At 64.9% G+C, this 13,515-nt stretch carries 14 protein-coding genes and 1 tRNA gene; 12 read left to right on the top strand and 3 right to left on the bottom strand.

All coding sequences use genetic code 11. The features are described 5' to 3' along the window. Positions 1 to 13: 13 nt before the first annotated feature. On the top strand, positions 14 to 265 hold the full coding sequence (locus tag AC0KWY_RS21805) for a hypothetical protein (RefSeq protein ID WP_474027589.1): 252 nt from the start codon (positions 14 to 16) through the stop codon (positions 263 to 265). A 227-nt stretch (positions 266 to 492) separates the two neighbouring features. Further along, positions 493 to 1,197, top strand: a complete 705-nt coding sequence (locus tag AC0KWY_RS21800) for a hypothetical protein (protein WP_474027588.1) — start codon at positions 493 to 495, stop codon at positions 1,195 to 1,197. Between the two features lie 53 nt (positions 1,198 to 1,250). Here the strand turns inward: AC0KWY_RS21800 and AC0KWY_RS21795 are convergent, their stop codons facing one another. The 3 genes from AC0KWY_RS21795 to moaA form a co-directional block, all read right to left on the bottom strand. Continuing rightward, entirely contained in the window at positions 1,251 to 2,264 is a 1,014-nt protein-coding gene (locus AC0KWY_RS21795; RefSeq protein WP_474027587.1) for a site-specific integrase, read from the bottom strand. Positions 2,265 to 2,395: 131 nt separating this feature from the next. Beyond that, positions 2,396 to 2,471 (bottom strand) — tRNA-Asn (locus AC0KWY_RS21790). Between the two features lie 101 nt (positions 2,472 to 2,572). Continuing rightward, a complete protein-coding gene (moaA, locus tag AC0KWY_RS21785; protein WP_474027586.1) occupies positions 2,573 to 3,547 on the bottom strand; it encodes a GTP 3',8-cyclase MoaA in 975 nt (324 codons plus the stop codon). A gap of 408 nt (positions 3,548 to 3,955) precedes the next feature. On the opposite strand from moaA, the gene AC0KWY_RS21780 reads away from it, so the two are divergent. The 10 genes from AC0KWY_RS21780 (at position 3,956) to AC0KWY_RS21735 (ending at position 13,264) form a co-directional block, all read left to right on the top strand. Beyond that, positions 3,956 to 4,261, top strand: a complete 306-nt coding sequence (locus tag AC0KWY_RS21780) for a 4Fe-4S dicluster domain-containing protein (protein WP_374327840.1) — start codon at positions 3,956 to 3,958, stop codon at positions 4,259 to 4,261. Further along, a complete protein-coding gene (locus AC0KWY_RS21775; protein WP_374327839.1) occupies positions 4,258 to 4,509 on the top strand; it encodes a chaperone NapD in 252 nt (83 codons plus the stop codon). The genes AC0KWY_RS21780 and AC0KWY_RS21775 overlap by 4 nt, the downstream gene beginning before the upstream one ends. Before the next feature lie 2 nt (positions 4,510 to 4,511). Next, positions 4,512 to 7,088 carry a nitrate reductase catalytic subunit NapA gene (gene napA / locus AC0KWY_RS21770; protein WP_474027585.1) on the top strand — a complete coding sequence of 859 codons (2,577 nt, stop codon included), beginning with the start codon at positions 4,512 to 4,514 and terminating at the stop codon, positions 7,086 to 7,088. A gap of 25 nt (positions 7,089 to 7,113) precedes the next feature. Beyond that, positions 7,114 to 7,932: a ferredoxin-type protein NapG gene (napG, locus tag AC0KWY_RS21765; protein WP_474027584.1), complete on the top strand. Its 819-nt coding sequence runs from the start codon at positions 7,114 to 7,116 to the stop codon at positions 7,930 to 7,932. Continuing rightward, the gene (napH, locus tag AC0KWY_RS21760) at positions 7,929 to 8,804 is read left to right on the top strand and encodes a quinol dehydrogenase ferredoxin subunit NapH (protein WP_474027583.1); all 876 of its coding nucleotides are present in this window, start codon (positions 7,929 to 7,931) and stop codon (positions 8,802 to 8,804) included. The genes napG and napH overlap by 4 nt, the downstream gene beginning before the upstream one ends. Beyond that, positions 8,801 to 9,259: a nitrate reductase cytochrome c-type subunit gene (locus AC0KWY_RS21755; RefSeq protein ID WP_474027582.1), complete on the top strand. Its 459-nt coding sequence runs from the start codon at positions 8,801 to 8,803 to the stop codon at positions 9,257 to 9,259. Before napH ends, AC0KWY_RS21755 begins: the two co-directional genes overlap by 4 nt. 70 nt (positions 9,260 to 9,329) lie before the next feature. After that, a complete protein-coding gene (locus AC0KWY_RS21750; RefSeq protein WP_474029769.1) occupies positions 9,330 to 9,962 on the top strand; it encodes a NapC/NirT family cytochrome c in 633 nt (210 codons plus the stop codon). Positions 9,963 to 10,067: 105 nt separating this feature from the next. Continuing rightward, a complete protein-coding gene (locus AC0KWY_RS21745) occupies positions 10,068 to 11,933 on the top strand; it encodes a histidine kinase (protein ID WP_474027581.1) in 1,866 nt (621 codons plus the stop codon). Next, positions 11,930 to 12,583 carry a two-component system response regulator NarL gene (narL, locus tag AC0KWY_RS21740; RefSeq protein ID WP_374327833.1) on the top strand — a complete coding sequence of 218 codons (654 nt, stop codon included), beginning with the start codon at positions 11,930 to 11,932 and terminating at the stop codon, positions 12,581 to 12,583. The genes AC0KWY_RS21745 and narL overlap by 4 nt, the downstream gene beginning before the upstream one ends. A gap of 108 nt (positions 12,584 to 12,691) precedes the next feature. Next, a complete protein-coding gene (locus tag AC0KWY_RS21735; RefSeq protein WP_474027580.1) occupies positions 12,692 to 13,264 on the top strand; it encodes a mechanosensitive ion channel domain-containing protein in 573 nt (190 codons plus the stop codon). Positions 13,265 to 13,515: the final 251 nt, after the last annotated feature.

Genomic DNA, 13,515 nt, shown 5'->3' with positions numbered 1-13,515 from the left:
AACAGCAGCGGTCATGGAATTTAGAATTGCGGACAAATTTATCGAGAGCCATGCCCGCCTGACTGTCGACGAACGGAAGCTGGTCAAGACAACGGCGTTCGACTTGCAATTGAACCCCGCCAGCCCCGGCGTGAGTTTCCACAAGCTGGACCGTACCAAGGACAAGAATTTCTGGTCAGTACGGGGCGGCAGCGATATTCGCCTGATCGATTATCGGACATCGCACAAGATTTGCAGCCTGACTGATTGCTTGGCGCTGCGGTGAGCGGCAGGTAACCGCAGTACTGCTGCCACACACGGCCTGACCAGTGACGGTCCACAATGGCCGATAAGCACAAATTGGCGTTTCGACGGCTTTCAGAGTGGAGCGTACGTTCCAGAGTGCCAATTTCAGCCCGCGCAGCACCCAAGTCCCAATAGCCAGCGCGCAACATCCCTCCAAAGCGATTTCGCCTCTCGGGGTTCTATACTGATTTTTGTAATGGAACCTCAATGGACCTCCCGCTTCGAGCACCCCGCAACCGGACCACTGAACTGCAACTGATACTGCGCCTGGTCAGCCAGGGCTACACCCTATGGACAGCAGATCAGATTCCCATCAGCAAGCTTCAGGGCTTTGTCAACAAGTGGTCGCATTACCGACTACTGGCAGACCCCGCTGCACGGGCCTATCGGAAAAAGATGGGACGAGCCAACACCCACCTTGTCCTCGAGCATGGCTACAACGCACTGAATGCCGACGAGTCACCGCGAGGCATTGTGCGCTGGTTGATGCTGGGCACACCTGGACGTGACGGTCTCGGCGATGGCACTGCCCGCCCTGGCCCCGTGCTTGATGCAACAAACAAGGTACAGCGCATCGAATGGATGGGCTACCAGCTAACACGCCAGCCCAAGCATTTCACAACGGCGGAAGGCGTGGTGCGCCGGGAAATCAGCTGGACCTGGCGATTGCCGGGGTGCCGCTATGCGGAATTCGAGGCCTTGCTGATCGAGGCCGCGAAGAGGCGGGATTACAGCCTGCTCAACCAGACCTTTGCCGTGCTCTGCTCCCTGCCAATGTTTGCCGGGATTCGAACACAAGTCGTCAAGCTGCGAAGCGAAACAAACCGCATGCTGAAGAAAATGGGGGGCTCACTGCTTCCGTCACTCAATTTGCCGTTCATCACCATGCTGCCAATTTGGCCGGAGCAGTGACGACCAGACAAAGGACAAAGGCCGGCTGACTAACCGGCCCTCCCCTGAAAATGCTATGCCGCAAACTTGGCCCGCCGAACCAGCTCGACCAGCTCACTGTCCGTTGGATTGTAGTAGCGCATTGCCATCTGGATGGTTTCCCAGCCCATGATCTTCGCCAGCGACTGTGCCGTCACAAATGGCGCAAGCCGGGAGGCGGCTTCGTGCCTGAAATCGTGGAAGTGCAGATCGGTAATCTTCGCTGCCTCGCACGCGCGCTTGAATGCCCGATCCAACCCGGAGGTGTCATGAAAATTCGGAATGACCCTACCGCAAATTCCGCGCGGCAAGTGCCGGAGGACTTCCGTGGCCTTCAAGGTCAGCGGCACGGTACGGGCGTTGCCGTTCTTGGTAGCCCCCAGCCTGACGACGCCCTTCTCGAAGTTTACCTGCCGCCACGTCAGCGAAAGGATTTCCCCAGCCCGCATTCCCGTCTCCAGCGCCAGATCGACACAGGCTTCCAGCCACACCTTGCTCCCCCGAGCACTAGGACGATAGATCGCCTCGCGCAGTCGGGTTTCCTCATCTCCCTGCAATCGCCGACTGCGCCCCGGCCCCGCCTTGGGCTTCCTGACGTTCTTCAGTTCGTGCTCCAGCGGCATCGACCACTCTTTGATAGCGATGGTGTAAAGGTGGGACAACAGCGCCAATTCAAGGCGCACCGTATTGGCCGCCACCTTCGTCAGGCGACGATCCCGGTAGGCGGCGAAATCCTTCGCCCGCAGACTGGCAAGCGGACGCAGTGCCAACGGGTCGGCCTGAAGCTGCTTGATCCGGTTCTTCTCCGCCACATACCCCCGTTTACCGGGACTGACCGAATTGACGTACCTCTCGAGTGCCTCGCCGAGCGTAGTTCGCTCAATTTCCCGCCGGTCCCGGTAGTAGCCAATATCCATCTTGGCTTCGACTTCACGCGCCCAGCGTTCGGCATCGTGCTTGGATTCGAATGTCTTCGATTGAGACGGATAGCCTTTACGGCGAATGACTGCTTGATACTGGTATTCACCACGTTCGGTGATGGTTGCCATCGCTGACTCCTAAAATCGAGTATAGCGATGCCGCAGCAAATCTCGCGCGGGACACTGCAGCAACAATGCAGCAATAATGCCTTCAGACAGCAAAAAGCCCACTAAACAGCGGGCTAAGTGCTTGAATCTTATGGCTCCCCGACCTGGGCTCGAACCAGGGACCTACGGATTAACAGTCCGGCGCTCTACCGACTGAGCTATCGGGGAATCTTGCCGCCCTTGCGGCGGCGGCGCGGATTATAGACGCAAAGGCGGGCGCCGGCCTAGCGTTTTTTCGGGGATTTTTCCGTTTGCTGCCTGAGCGGCTTTCAGCCGCCGGTGGCCGACATCAGGCGGACGACCTTGTGCGGCGCGCTGGTGAAATCGTGCTGCAGCGGTTTGCGGTCGATGGCATCGCGGATCAGTGCCTCGATCGCACCAAGAGAGGTGTTGGGGTCGCGCAGCAGCGGCCGTAGGTCGACCTGGTTTTCCTGGCCGAGGCAGAGCTGGAGCTGGCCGGCAGCAGTGACCCGGACCCGGTTGCAACGGTCGCAGAAGTGCTGCGAGATCGGCGTGATGAAGCCGATCGAGAACTGTCGGTCGGGCGAGCACAGGTAGCGGGCCGGACCGCCGCCGGGCAGGACATGGTCGATCAGGCCGTGGCGCGCCTGCAGCGTGTGGATCACCGATTGCAGCGAGCGAGTGCCGATCGTCTGCGCGGCGGTACCCATCGGCATGTTTTCGATCAGGCGCAGGATGAAGCCGCGCTGGCGGCAGTAGTCGATCATGCGGTCGAGTTCGGCTAGCGAGGAATCGGGCAGCCAGACCTGGTTGATCTTGATCAGCCGGAAATCGAGGGCCGCCGCCGCGTCGAGCCCGGCGAGCACGTCGTCCAGACAGTCGCGGCCGGTGATGCGGGCGAATTCGCGACGATCCAGCGTGTCCAGGCTGACGTTGAGGCGGGCGACGCCGGCCCGCTTCAGCTCGGCAGCCTGCGCCGCCAGGCGGGTGCCGTTGGTGCTCAGCGAGAGGTCGTCGATGCCGTCGATGGCATGCAGGCGGCCGATCAGTTCCGGCAGGCGGGCGCGGGTCAGCGGTTCGCCGCCGGTCACCCGGATGCGACGCACGCCGAGGCGTGCGAAGGCTTCGGCCATGCGGACGATTTCGTCGAAGCTCAGCCAGTCGCCGGCGGCCGAATAGCAGGCGGAGCTTTCCGGCATGCAGTAGGAGCAGCGCAGGTCGCAGCGGTCCGTCACCGAGAGACGGAGGTAATCGACGACGCGATTGTGGCGGTCAACAAGCATGGTGGAATCGCTCCCGGCGCTTCTGAGATGCGCCGATTATGCGAGTTTCCGGCGCCAGACAAGCCGCCCTACCCCTTAATTGCCGGCCACCTCGCCGAAAGCGCCGGGAAAACCGCCGCCAGGCGCGCAAAACCGTGGTTTTCCCGGCGCAGTTCTCTGCTGATGCCCGGCCGCCAACGCTCCTGACATCGATTGCGGCGTACCACCATTGCGCAAGGCGGTAGCGCCCGCCCTCGCCGGCCGACCGGCACAAGAACGCAAGCCATTGTTTTTACGCAATTTCCGAAAAATCCGCAGCTACCTCTTTCGGCGTAGGCGCCGGTGCCAGCGGCGTTTTACCCCCCCTGTCGGTGGCGCCGCGCACTTTCTAAGATGCGCTTGCCATCCATGCCGGACCGATTCCAGACCATGCAACCCACCACCCTGTCGCGACGCAACTTCCTCCTCGGCCGCCGCACCGCCGAGCCGGGGCCGCAGGTCGTGCTGATCGGGCCGGGCTGCCTGGCCGCCAACGGGGTCGTCTGCCGCAGCTGCGCCGAATCCTGCGATGCCGGCGCCATCCGCTTCCGCCTGCAACTGGGCGGCATCGCCTTGCCGGAACTCGATGCCACGCGCTGTACCGGCTGCGCCGAATGCCTGCCCGCCTGCCCGACCCGGGCGCTGGTGCTGCAGGCCGTACCCACCTCGCCCACTTTGACAGGGGATTGCTCATGAAAATCGTCAGCCTGGTTCTCAAGTACCTGCCGGAACACCTCGCCGACGTCCAGGCCGGGATCGAACGCATCCCGGGCGCTGCCGTCGCGCAGAACGACGGCAAGGGGCAGTTGATTGCCCTGATCGAAGACGGCGAAGGCTACGCCGTCTCCGACTCGATCATTGCCGTACATCAGGTGCCGCACGTGATGTCGGTGACGCTTGCTTACGAATACAGCGACGAAGTGTTCGCTACTGAGGAGGTTTGACCATGAGCATGAATCGACGTGAATTCCTGAAGGCCCAGGCCGTGGCGGCGGCCGCGGCAACCGCCGGGATGCCGCTGGCCGGCATCGCCGCGCCGCAGGCCGCTGCCGCGTCCACCGACATCCGCTGGGACAAGGCCGCCTGCCGCTTCTGCGGCACCGGCTGCTCGGTGCTGGTCGGCGTGCAGAAGGGACGCATCGTCGCTACCCAGGGCGATCCGGACGCGCCGGTCAACCGTGGTCTCAACTGCATCAAGGGCTACTTCCTGTCGAAGATCATGTACGGCGAGGATCGCCTGACCCAGCCGCTGCTGCGCATGAAGAACGGCAAGTTCGACAAGGACGGCGACTTCCAGCCGATCACCTGGAAGCAGGCCTTCGACATCATGGAACAGAAGTGGAAGGCGGCGCTCGCCGCCGACATGAAGGCCAACGCCGGCAAGCCGTTGAACGAGATGGTATCGACCGTCGCCATGTTCGGCTCCGGGCAATGGACGATCTGGGAAGGCTACGCCGCCAGCAAGCTGTGGAAGGCCGGTTTCCGCTCCAACAACCTCGACCCCAACGCCCGCCACTGCATGGCTTCGGCGGTCGCCGGCTTCATGCGCACCTTCGGCATCGACGAGCCGATGGGCTGCTACGACGACATCGAGAACGCCGACGCCTTCGTGCTCTGGGGCTCGAACATGGCGGAAATGCACCCGATCCTCTGGTCGCGCATCACCGACCGCCGGCTGACCCACACCGACGCCCAGGTCCACGTGCTGTCCACCTTCGAGCACCGCAGCTTCGAACTGGCCGACAACGGCATGATCTTCGTGCCGCAGACCGACCTCGCCATCCTCAACTACATCTGCAACCACATCATCCAGTCGGGCAAGGTCAACAAGGCCTTCGTCGACAAGCACGTCAATTTCAAGATGGGCGAAACCGACATCGGCTTCGGCCTGCGTCCGGCGCACGCGCTGGAAAAGGACGCCAAGTCGAACGGCTACCCCGGTGCCGACGGCAAGCCGAAGGGCGACACCGGCGCCGCCAAGCCGATCAGCTTCGAGGAATTCAAGAAGTTCGTCGCCGACTACACGCTGGAAAAGGTCAGCAAGATCTCCGGCGTCCCCGCCGACCGCCTGAAGAAGCTGGCGGAAATCTACGCCGACCCGAAGAAGAAGGTGGTCAGCTTCTGGACCATGGGCTTCAACCAGCACACCCGCGGCACCTGGGTGAACAACATGATCTACAACGTGCACCTGCTGGTCGGCAAGATTTCCGAACCGGGCAACGGACCGTTCTCGCTGACCGGCCAGCCCTCCGCCTGCGGCACCGCGCGCGAGGTCGGCACCTTCGCCCACCGCCTGCCGGCCGACATGGTGGTGATGAACCCCGAGCACCGCAAGCACAGCGAGGAAATCTGGAAGCTGCCGGACGGCACCATCAGCGCCAAGGTCGGCTACCACGCCGTGGCCCAGAGCCGGGCGCTGAAGGACGGCAAGATCAAGTGCTACTGGACGTCGACCACCAACAACATGCAGGCCGGCCCCAACATCAACGGGGAAATCTACCCGGGCTGGCGCAATCCGGAAGCCTTCGTCGTCGTTTCCGACTGCTACCCGACGGTATCGGCGATGGCCGCCGACCTCGTCCTGCCCTCCGCGATGTGGACCGAAAAGGAAGGCGCTTTCGGCAACGCCGAGCGGCGCACCCAGTTCTGGCGGCAGCAGGTCAAGGCACCCGGCGACGCCAGGTCCGACCTCTGGCAGTACATCGAATTCTCCAAGCGCTTCAAGGTCGAGGAAGTCTGGCCGGCCGATCTGCTCGCCAAGGCGCCGCACCTGAAGGGCAAGACGCTGTTCGACGTGCTCTACAAGAACGGCCAGGTCAACAAGTTCCCGCTCGCCGATCTGGAAAAGGCCAACGGCCACGCGATCAAGGGCTACATGAACGAAGAATCGAAGGAACTCGGCTTCTACCTGCAGAAGGGCCTGTTCGAGGAATACGCGATGTTCGGTCGCGGCCACGGCCACGACCTCGCCGACTTCGACGTCTATCACAAGGCGCGCGGCCTGCGCTGGCCGGTGGTCGGCGGCAAGGAAACGCTGTGGCGCTTCCGCGAAGGCTACGACCCCTACGTCAAGGCCGGCGAAGGCATCCGCTTCTACGGGCACAAGGATGGCAAGGCGGTGATCTTCGCCCTGCCTTACCAGGACCCGCCGGAAAAGCCGGACAACGAGTTCGACCTCTGGTTGTGTACCGGCCGCGTGCTGGAGCACTGGCACACCGGCACGATGACCCGGCGCGTTCCCGAGCTGCACCGCTCGGTCCCCGAAGCCGTCGTCTTCATGCACCCCGACGACGCCAAGAAGCGCGGCATCCAGCGCGGCATGAAGGTCAAGGTCGCCTCGCGGCGCGGCGAAATCCAGTTGCGCGTCGAGACCAAGGGCCGCAACAAGCCGCCGCAGGGCCTCGTCTTCATCCCCTTCTTCGACGAAGGCAAGCTGGTCAACAAGCTGACGCTCGACGCCACCTGTCCGATTTCCAAGGAAACGGACTACAAGAAGTGCGCCGTCAAGATCGTCCGCGCCTGAGTCAAGAAGCCACCGGCAATCCACCGTGAAACCCGAACCCACCCACCAGCAGAGAAAGGAAGCCGGCGCGCTTGCCTCCCAGGCGCGCCGGAAATTCCTCAACCGCATCGCCGCCGCAGCGGGCGGCGCCGGTGCGCTGGCGCTGGGTTCGCTGTTCGCCATGCCGCCGGCGGCGGCCCGTCCGGCGCAGGCGCTGCGCCCGCCCGGCGCCCTGCCGGAAGCCGACTTCGCCGGCGCCTGCCTGCGTTGCGGGCTGTGCGTCCAGGCCTGCCCCTACGGCACCTTGCGCCTGGCCACGCCGGGCGACGGCCTGGCCACCGGCACGCCGGTGTTCACGGCGCGTAATGTGCCGTGCGAGATGTGCGAGGACATTCCCTGCATCAAGGCCTGCCCGTCATCGGCGCTCGACCATCGGCTGACCGAGATCAACAACGCCCGGATGGGTCTGGCGGTGCTGATCGACCATGAATCCTGCCTCAACTTCCTGGGCCTGCGTTGCGACGTCTGTTACCGGGTGTGCCCGGTGATCGATCAGGCGATCACCCTGGAAAAGCTGCACAACCCGCGCTCCGACCGCCACGCGCTGCTCCTGCCCACTGTCCACGCCGATCATTGCACCGGCTGCGGCAAGTGCGAAAAGGCCTGCGTGCTGCCGACGCCGGCGATCAAGGTACTGCCCAGGCCGCTCGCCCAGGGCGCGCTGCCCGAGCACTACCGCAAGGGCTGGGAAGAGAAGGAACGCCACGGCGGATCGCTGATCGGCGAACAGGTGCAGATGCCGGTACGCGGGCTGGAAGACAAAGCCCCCGGCGACACTCGCCTCAACTCGGCGTGGAAACCATGAGCGCCGGAGGCGAAGCCATTCGCAGCAAGGGCTGGTGGGCCGCCCAGCGCTGGTTGCTGCTGCGCCGCGCCAGCCAGCTGCTGGTGCTCTCGCTGTTCCTCAGCGGGCCGTGGTTCGGCCTGTGGATCGCCAAGGGCAACCTGGCCTCATCACTGACCTTCGACCTGCTGCCGCTGAGCGACCCCTTCGTCCTGCTGCAGTCGCTGGCCGCCGGCTTCATGCCGGCACTGAGCGGGCTGCTCGGCGCGGCGCTGGTTCTCGTCGCCTACAACCTGATCGGTGGCCGCGTCTTCTGCGCCTGGGTCTGCCCGGTGAACGCAGTGACCGACAGCGCGGCCTGGCTACGCCGCCGGTTGGCCATCAAGACCGGCCGCGTCCCCGATGCCGCCACCCGCTACTGGCTGCTCGGCGCCGTCTTCGGGCTCGCCGCGCTGAGCGGCAGCCTGGTCTGGGAAACCGTCAACCCGGTGCACCTGATGCAGCGCAGCCTGATCCAGGGGCTGGCCGGCGCCCTCGCCGGCGGCATGACGATGACCCTGAGCGTGCTTCTACTGGTTTTTCTCTACGACCTGCTGGTCGCCAGCCGCGGCTGGTGCGGCCACCTCTGTCCGATGGGCGCCTTCTACGGCCTGCTCGGGCCCAAGGGGCTGCTCCGCGTGGCGGCCAGCCAGCGCGCCGCCTGCAACGACTGCATGGACTGTTTCGCCGTCTGCCCCGAGCCGCAGGTGATCCGTCCGGCACTCAAGCAGGACGGCCAGGTTTCCCCGGTGATCCTCGACCGGGACTGCACTGCCTGCGGACGTTGCATCGACGTCTGCGCCAAGAACGTCTTCAACTTTACTCATCGGTTCGACCAAAGGAGCGATTCATGAACACTACGAGCCGCCTGTTTTCCTCCGCCGTCCTGGCGGTTTTCCTGGCCCTCACCTCGCTGACCTCGGCAGTTGCCGAACCGAAGCTGAAATCGCTGCGCGGCAGCGAGATCCAGGGCGCCGACACGGAGTCCGCCGACCCCTTCAAATCCGAGAAGGACCGGGCGCCGATCGAGCGCAACTACCTCCAGCAACCGCCGCTGATCCCGCACAAGGTCGAAACCTACACGGTGACCAAGAACTTCAACAAATGCATGGATTGCCACGCCTGGACCCGCTACAAGGAAACCGGCGCGACCAAGGTCTCGCTGACCCACTTCAAGACGCGCGACGGCCAGGAACTCTCCAACATCTCGCCGCGCCGCTACTTCTGCCTGCAATGCCACGTCCCGCAGGCCGACGCCAAGCCGCTGGTCGGCAACCGTTTCCAGGCCGCCGAAGGCATCGGCCACTGAGCGCCGACCAGGGAGAAAGATCATCATGCAAGCACTCATATCCCGTCTCAAGGCCATCGGCAGCTGGGCGATGGCCCGCGTCAACGTGATCGGCCCGCTGGCGCTGGCCGGCATCTTCGTCGCCGGCATCGTCTTCTGGGGCGCCTTCAACACGGCGATGGAATGGACCAACCGCGAGGCCTTCTGCATCTCCTGTCACGAAATGCAGGACAACGTCTACCAGGAGTACCGCAACACGGTCCATTACTCGAACCGTTCCGGCGTCCGCGCCACCTGCCCGGACTGCCACGTGCCGAAGGAATGGGGACCGAAGATCTGGCGCAAGATCCAGGCCTCGAACGAAGTGCTGCACAAGGTCCTGGGCTCGATCGACACGCCGGAGAAGTTCAACGCCAAGCGCCTCACCCTGGCCCAGCACGAATGGGACCGGATGAAGGCCTCCGACTCGCGCGAATGCCGCAACTGCCACAACTTCGAGTACTTCGACTACGGCGTACAGGGCAGCCGCTCGGCACGCATGCACCAGACCGGCCTCAACGAGGGCAAGACCTGCATCGACTGCCACAAGGGCATCGCCCATACCCTGCCCGAGGTCAACCAGTCGATCGGCGCCGCCAACACGGAAGGCGCCACGCCCGAGCAGTTCCACCCGCCGCAGCCCGCCCAGCCGGCGCCGGCCGCCGAAGCGGCAGCCGCCAAGTAAGGCGACAGCAGGAGGGACAGGGGGCCGGGGTGCCCCCTGTCGCTTTTGGCCAGCCGATCTTCGATAATGGACCGCCCGATGCCCGAGTCTTCGCCCGCGCCGCCCGTGATCCCCGCCCTGCTCAACACCCTGCGCCATTCCATCCTGGCCCGCCTCGGCCTGGCCATGGTCGTCCTGGCCACCCTCTCCTTCCTTTCCGTGCTGATCTCGACGGTGATCGCCGACAGCAGCGTCGGCAAGGCGAGCGCGATCAACCTTTCCGGTTCGCTACGCATGACCAGCTTCCGCCTGCTCAGCGAGCTACAGCAGGCGAACCAGCGGGCACTGGCGGCGCAGACGCTGGAACAGTTCGAACGCCGGCTGGAAACGCTGGAACGGGCGGTCGCCGGCCAGGCCGGCTCGGCGCTCGACGAACTGCTGGTGCAGGTCCGCCACCGCTGGGAGGAAGAAATCCGTCCGCTGGCGCGCGTCGCCACCGCGCCGGAAAGCGCCGCCGGCCCGGAAGCCATCCAGCAACTGGCGCAGGACATTCCCGGTTTCGTCACGCGCATCGACGAGGTCGTGCAACTGATCGAGATCGACCTCGAGGAGCGCATCCGTTTGCTGCGCGCCACGCAGTTCGCACTGCTCGGCCTGATGGTGGTGGTCAGCCTGGTCACCTCCTGGATGCTGCGCAAGCTCCTCTTCCGGCCGCTCGCCGACCTGCTGAAGGCGGCGCGCAGCGTCACCGCCGGCTCCTTCGGCGCCCGCGTCCGCCACACTGCCCCCGACGAACTCGGCCAGCTCGGCCAGGCCTTCAACACCATGATGGACGAGATCACCAGCATGTACGGCCAGCTCGAAGCCAAGGTGGCGCAGAAGACCGAGGCGCTGACGCGCACCAACCAGTCGCTCGAACTCTTGTACCGGACCAGCCAGCAGCTGTCTTCCGGCGACCTCGGCCTGGAAACCATCCACCAGGTGATGCGCGAAATCGAGGAAGCGCTCGAACTCGGCCACAACGCGATCTGCATCAGCGAACACGGGCAGTTTCCGGCGCAGCAGGTGGTCGGCAGCCTGAGCCCCGGCGAAAACCTCCGGCTGCGCGCCGAACGCGACTGCGCCACCTGCTTCCGTCAGGCCACCCTGGCGCCGGAACAGCAGACCGGGCGCACCGCCGACGGCCGGCAGATGATCGTCTTCCCGCTCGGCGGCAACGAATCGCTGCACGGCGTGATGCCGGTCATGCTCGACAGCGCCATGCCGCTGCCGCGCGACAAGCTGCGCACGCTGGAAACCGTCAGCCGGCAGATTTCGAACGCCCTGGTCAATATGCGGCGCACCGAGGAACGCCACCGTCTGGCGGTACTCGAGGAACGCACGGTGATCGCCCGCGAACTGCACGATTCGATCGCCCAGTCGCTGAGCTATCTGAAGATCCAGGTCACCCGGCTGGAGAAGCATCTCGGCGACAACCCGCAGGCGACGCCGATCGCAGAGGAGCTGAAGGTCGGCCTCAACGCCGCCTACCGCGAACTGCGCGAGTTGATCACCACCTTCCGCCTGCGCGTCGACGAGCGCGGCTTCAGCGCCGCGCTGCAGGAAACCGTCGAGGAATTCTCGCGCAAGTGCGGTTTCGCCATCGCCCTCGACAACCGCCTGTCCGGCATCGTCCTCACTGCCAACGAGGAGATGCACGTCATCCGCATCGTCCGCGAAGCGCTCGCCAACATCGAGAAACATGCGCAGGCGAGCAGCGCCGGCATCGAGATCGGCCTCGACGACGACCGCCGCGTCCGCGTCTGCGTCCGCGACAACGGCCGCGGCTTCAACCCGGAGACGCCGCCGCGCAACCACTACGGGCTGATCATCATGCGCGACCGGGCGCAGATCCTCGACGGCAGTGTCGAGGTCGTCAGCCCGCCGGAAGGCGGCACCCTCGTCTGCCTGGGCTTTCGCCCCGAACAATTCAGCGCCAAGGAAAACCGATGAACGCCACCGCCCCGCTCACCCGCACCCTGGTCATCGACGACCACCCGCTGTTCCGGCGCGGCGTCTGCCAGTTGCTCAGCCTCGAACCCGGCTTCGAGATCGTCGGCGAGGCGGCGAGTGGCGAGGAAGGGCTGGAACTTGCCCGCCAGCTCGATCCCGACCTGATCCTGCTCGACCTCAACATGAAGGGATTGGGCGGCATCGAGACGCTGCGCGCCATGCGCGATGCCGACATCGCTGCCCGCATCCTCATCCTCACCGTTTCCAACGCCGCCGAAGACCTGATCGCCGCCATCCGCGCCGGCTCCGACGGCTACGTGCTGAAGGACGCCGACCCCAACGACATGCTGCGCCTGATCCGCAGCGCGATGGACGGCCAGGACGCGATCAGCCCGGAGCTGATCGGCCTGCTGACCCTGGCGCTGCGCCAGGAAAGCCTCGGCGAGACGCGCAGTCAGGCCAGCCTGACCGAGCGCGAAACGGCAATCCTGCGCTGCCTGGCCGCCGGCAAGTCGAACAAGCTGATCGCCCGCGAACTCGACATCATGGAAAGCACGGTCAAGGTGCACATCCGCAACCTGCTGAAGAAACTCAAGTTCCGCTCCCGCGTCGAAGCCGCGGTGTGGGCGGTGAACAAGCAGATCACCTGAGCGGCCAACCTTGATCGCCCGCCGGGCTGACCGGATAATCGGTCTTCCCGACGCCGCTGGAATGCCCATGCCCTCTACGAACAACGCCGGCAAGCCGGCTGCCACGCCATGAAGGACTACCTCCCCGACTGGGCGCATCCCTGGCTCGACCTGATCACGCTCGGTCTGCAGGTCGTCCTCATCGTCGCCGCCGCGCTGCTCCTGCGCAGCCTCGTCGTGCGCATCATCACCCGCCTGGTACGCAGCCACAACCTGCCGCTGGAGTTGATCGTCGGCGGCCGGCGCTTCGCCAGCATCGTCATCTTCTTCGGCGTCGTCCTGCTCGTGCTCGACCGCTTCAACGTCTCCGGCGCGGTGCTGTGGACCGCCATCACCGGCTTCGCGACGGTCGCCGCGGTGGCCTTCTTCGCCGCCTGGAGCGTGCTCTCCAACATCTTCTGCGCGGTGCTGATCTACACCACCCGGCCCTTCCGCCTGCACGACCACATCGAGATCCTGGAAAACGGCGACAAGCCCGGCCTCGGCGGCGAAGTGCTGGACATCCGGCTGATCTACACGACCATCCGCGAAACCCTGCCCGACCGCGAGCCGACCTTGCTGCAGGTGCCCAACAGCCTGTTCTTCCAGCGCCTGTTGCGGGTCCGCATCGTCGACGACGAACTGCCGTCGCTGCACGACTGATCGGCGCTTGACAGCCGGCCGGCCCTTCCCCGACACTGCCCCCATGAACTTCACCGCCAACGCACTCCGCCGACGCCACACCGCCGCCCGACGTCAATCGGGCGAGCCGGGCCGCGCGTACGCGCAGCGACGGCGGATGGCAGCGCGCCAGGCAACGGCGCCGACGCAACCCTAGCGTCACCCCCCGCTTTTTCGCACCAGGCCACGGCTCACCCCGTGGCCTTTTTGTTTTTCCCCAACGCTTTTTCTCA

The organism is Azonexus sp. MM2026_4, from assembly GCF_055901855.1.
This window is presented reverse-complemented; position numbering and strand designations above follow the sequence as displayed.

What these genes read in the sequence shown, in the direction of transcription:
- AC0KWY_RS21735 (WP_474027580.1), top strand. Translation starts at nt 12,692, where the DNA reads ATGAAGGACTACCTCCCCGACTGGGCGCATCCCTGGCTCGACCTGATC.
- AC0KWY_RS21775 (WP_374327839.1), top strand. Translation starts at nt 4,258, where the DNA reads ATGAAAATCGTCAGCCTGGTTCTCAAGTACCTGCCGGAACACCTCGCC.
- moaA (WP_474027586.1), bottom strand. Translation starts at nt 3,547, where the DNA reads ATGCTTGTTGACCGCCACAATCGCGTCGTCGATTACCTCCGTCTCTCG.
- AC0KWY_RS21780 (WP_374327840.1), top strand. Translation starts at nt 3,956, where the DNA reads ATGCAACCCACCACCCTGTCGCGACGCAACTTCCTCCTCGGCCGCCGC.
- napA (WP_474027585.1), top strand. Translation starts at nt 4,512, where the DNA reads ATGAGCATGAATCGACGTGAATTCCTGAAGGCCCAGGCCGTGGCGGCG.
- AC0KWY_RS21800 (WP_474027588.1), top strand. Translation starts at nt 493, where the DNA reads ATGGACCTCCCGCTTCGAGCACCCCGCAACCGGACCACTGAACTGCAA.
- AC0KWY_RS21750 (WP_474029769.1), top strand. Translation starts at nt 9,330, where the DNA reads ATGGCCCGCGTCAACGTGATCGGCCCGCTGGCGCTGGCCGGCATCTTC.
- AC0KWY_RS21805 (WP_474027589.1), top strand. Translation starts at nt 14, where the DNA reads ATGGAATTTAGAATTGCGGACAAATTTATCGAGAGCCATGCCCGCCTG.
- AC0KWY_RS21755 (WP_474027582.1), top strand. Translation starts at nt 8,801, where the DNA reads ATGAACACTACGAGCCGCCTGTTTTCCTCCGCCGTCCTGGCGGTTTTC.
- narL (WP_374327833.1), top strand. Translation starts at nt 11,930, where the DNA reads ATGAACGCCACCGCCCCGCTCACCCGCACCCTGGTCATCGACGACCAC.
- AC0KWY_RS21795 (WP_474027587.1), bottom strand. Translation starts at nt 2,264, where the DNA reads ATGGCAACCATCACCGAACGTGGTGAATACCAGTATCAAGCAGTCATT.
- napH (WP_474027583.1), top strand. Translation starts at nt 7,929, where the DNA reads ATGAGCGCCGGAGGCGAAGCCATTCGCAGCAAGGGCTGGTGGGCCGCC.